Consider the following 3,083-nt stretch of genomic DNA (forward strand, 5'->3'; position numbering starts at 1 on the left):
GGTCGTGGTGACCTCGGTCAATCGGCTGGTGGCGGTTCGCCCGCACTCCGCTGCAAACGTTGAGGCGCCCGATCCGGACATCATCATGAGGCGCTCGCGACCTCGGAAAGGACCATGACCCCAGCTAGGACATCAACCCAACCCGACGAAGCCGCCAACGACGACGATTGCCAAGCCCGCTAGGCAATCATCTCGCCATCCGCGATCGCTCCGACGGAGCAATCGCTACCGGCGTGTCACTGGAGAGAGGAAGAATGGTAGCTTGACAACAAACCGCAACTAAAGGGCCGATTGACACGCATAGCCATGCCACCGGCCAGATCGTCCGGTGCTTCGCGACGAAGGCGAACTTCATGTCGCTTCCTTCGCCAAGTAGGCTGAGGCACAGCCGGATTGGCGTCTTCCCCCGGAATGGCCTGCAAGACGAAGCTTAGTGATTTGGACCGCCGCTGAAGGTTGGCGAGGACGCGACTGCGATATTGTTGCTCATATCGATCAGCACCTGGGTCCTTGTAACTCATACCGTGCCGAAGTGTGTTATAGAATAAAACCGCGATCTTACGGGCGGTTGCTGTTACGGCTTTCGACTTGCCGGCACGCGAGGCCAGCCGGCGATAGAATGCGCCGAGCGCCGTATCGCTCCGCCCGACGGTGGTGGCCGCCAGACGCAGCAGTGCGGCTGCCCGACTGGAGGATCGCCGAGTGCGCAAAGACAACACCTTGCCTCCGGAGATCTTGTTGCCCGGTGCGAGGCAAAGCCAGGAAGTGAAGTGTTTGGCGCTCGGCCATGCCCTCAAATCCGTGCCGCACTCGCCGATAAGCTTCAATGCGAGCGACGGACCCAGCCCATGGATCTCAGTCAGATCGACACCGAGCACGCCATACAGTGCGGCTCTGACATCAAAGGTAGGTGTATTGACCTGTTTGGTCTTGATGCGTGGCTTGGACAGCCTTCCAACCGGTTTTACGCCTTTATTCTTCAGTGCCGCGATCAGAGCTTCGAGTTTGCGGTCGCAGTCTAGCATCTTCGCCTGGTAGATGTCGTAGAGTTCCAGCGATTGGCCGAGGGCAAGACATGTTCGCCCCGATTATTGCCGGCTAGTGCGGCGCGGATCGTCTCGATTGAGAATGGCAGCGCACGTCCCGGTAGGTTGCCAACACGTCGGGATTGCGCTCGCCTGCAGCAATGGCTTGGATAATCCGCATGCCGGTCGCGCCAGTGATATCCGAGACGACATGATGAAGCTGCAAGTTCATCTCCATCAGGGCCTTCTGCATGTGCTGGATGTGAGCTGCGGCATATTCTACCAGCCGCTCGCGCTGGCGTAGATAGGCGCGCAATGTTGCAATTTCGGCATCCGGTCGGAAGCTGCCGCGTAACAGGCCGTAGGAATGAAGCTGGCGTAGCCATGCGGCATCGCTGACGTCGGTCTTCCGCCCAGGCACGTTCTTGGCGTAGCGTGCGTTGATCAGAATGACCTCAAATCCGCGCTGCTCCAGGATCTCATAGACCGGGATCCAATACACCCCGGTGGATTCCATTGCCACGCTGGTGACGCCGCACGCTTTGAACCAGTTCGCCAGATCATGCAGGTCCTGCGTGAATGTACCGAACGTCCGCACTGGGATGTCAGTGCAGGCCGGATTCACCGCAGCCATGTGCATCCTTGATCCGTGGCAGCAGCTCCGAAGTTGACCGGCTTCAATTCCAGGCGGTCACCGTTTGTCATCTTGGGCATTGCGAATCCTCCGTCCGATCATAGCAGGAGGGTCTGGGCTATGCCAATTTGTCATCTTCCTAATCGGGACCGCCGCCGGAACAGCGTCACCACTCTCAAGTCCGCGCGCGCCCATGGACCACGTTTTTTAACGGGGACAGTGCCTCCAATAAGCTGACGGCCGCTACCCTCCCAACCACAGAGGATAGCACAAGGCCGTTTCTACTCCACGCAGGCGCGCCTTGGCGCTGGACAGTTTTTTTAGGATATCCCGCTCGGCCTTCAACTTGGCGACCTCACGGCGCAACCGCTCGATCTCCTGCTGCTCCGGCTTCATCTGCCCGTGGCCGGGAAAGGCCTGCCGAACTCTTTCATCCATTTGCGCAGAACGTTCTCATGAACATCCGGGTCGCGCCCGGCCTGCGCCACCGACACCCCACGCTCCCTAACCAGCTTGACCGCCTCGATCTTGAACTCGCGACTGAACTTCCGTCTCTTCATCGCTCACCTCCGGCTTCATGAAACACCTAATCGCGGTATCCATCAAACCGGCAGCAGCTCAACACGCCGACTACACTCCAGGTGGTACCACGCGATCCCACTAATGGCAGTCCATCGCTAGATTGCGCACGATAACTTGGAGAGCTGGACATCGATTGTCGGTTGCCCTTGCACGCCTACCTCAGCCCAACTGTTTTCTCCGGCCCGTTGGCGCCCTGGGCGGCAATGTCTGCATGCGAAACACCCTTATGAGAAGCGAAGAGCAACCAGAAGAAATGTTGCATCGTTTGTGATGGTGATGCGCAGCTTCGTCGATCGAATCAAGGCGATGGAGGGCAAGAAGGGGGTGCTCTTGATCGATCTCGATCTCTCATCCTTGACGAAGATGCTTACTACGGTGACGTCGCATTGCGTGCGGCCGGCCGCGACCAGCGCCATATGGCCGTCGAATTGCGTTGTGCTACCTAGGGCCGCAGGGCCTACCAGGCGTCCGCCAGGGGCGCATCGCCTCAACGGAACATGGCACCCGGGAGAGTGTGAGCATAGCGACCCGAGGGGACACGCGGGTCCGAGTGCAGCGACGAGACCGGTTCAATAGCGGCACCCGGGAACGGGGCAGTGATAGTGATCGCCGCAGGCGAGCCCCTTTTCCGAGTGCCCCCGGCGAGGAGCTCCGCATCCCTTTGCGCGAGTGATCAACGCGCACGGCCGGGACGCAAAGCGGCTCGGTTCATATGTAGACGTATATGGACCCCGCCCGATTGCAACGACTGGCTTGATCAGGATCGACGGCCACAACTGCTGACGTATATCCGGCTTCTTGATGCGGCTGGACAACGTCTCCGCCGCGAGCCTCGATGGTTT

At 59.5% G+C, this 3,083-nt stretch carries 2 protein-coding genes and 2 pseudogenes; all 4 read right to left on the reverse strand.

Annotation, left to right across the window (positions count from 1 at the left end; all coding sequences use genetic code 11):
• Positions 1-674: 674 nt before the first annotated feature.
• A pseudogene (locus GWG67_RS38520) lies at positions 675-1,025 on the reverse strand (transposase); the annotation flags it as partial.
• 73 nt (positions 1,026-1,098) lie between these two features.
• Positions 1,099-1,659 (reverse strand): transposase, encoded by a 561-nt coding sequence (locus tag GWG67_RS38525; protein WP_275174865.1) that lies wholly within the window; start codon positions 1,657-1,659, stop codon positions 1,099-1,101.
• A 315-nt stretch (positions 1,660-1,974) separates the two neighbouring features.
• Positions 1,975-2,219, reverse strand: a pseudogene (locus tag GWG67_RS38530) (transposase); the annotation flags it as partial.
• Between the two features lie 246 nt (positions 2,220-2,465).
• Positions 2,466-2,657 (reverse strand): hypothetical protein, encoded by a 192-nt coding sequence (locus GWG67_RS38535; RefSeq protein ID WP_275174866.1) that lies wholly within the window; start codon positions 2,655-2,657, stop codon positions 2,466-2,468.
• Positions 2,658-3,083: the final 426 nt, after the last annotated feature.

The sequence above is a fragment of the Bradyrhizobium sp. CSS354 genome, from assembly GCF_029051725.1.
In the GTDB taxonomy this organism is placed as follows: Bacteria; Pseudomonadota; Alphaproteobacteria; order Rhizobiales; family Xanthobacteraceae; genus Bradyrhizobium.

Excerpts from the sequence above, each read along its gene's own strand:
- GWG67_RS38525 (WP_275174865.1), bottom strand. The coding sequence starts at position 1,659 with ATGGCTGCGGTGAATCCGGCCTGCACTGACATCCCAGTGCGGACGTTC.
- GWG67_RS38535 (WP_275174866.1), bottom strand. The coding sequence starts at position 2,657 with ATGGCGCTGGTCGCGGCCGGCCGCACGCAATGCGACGTCACCGTAGTA.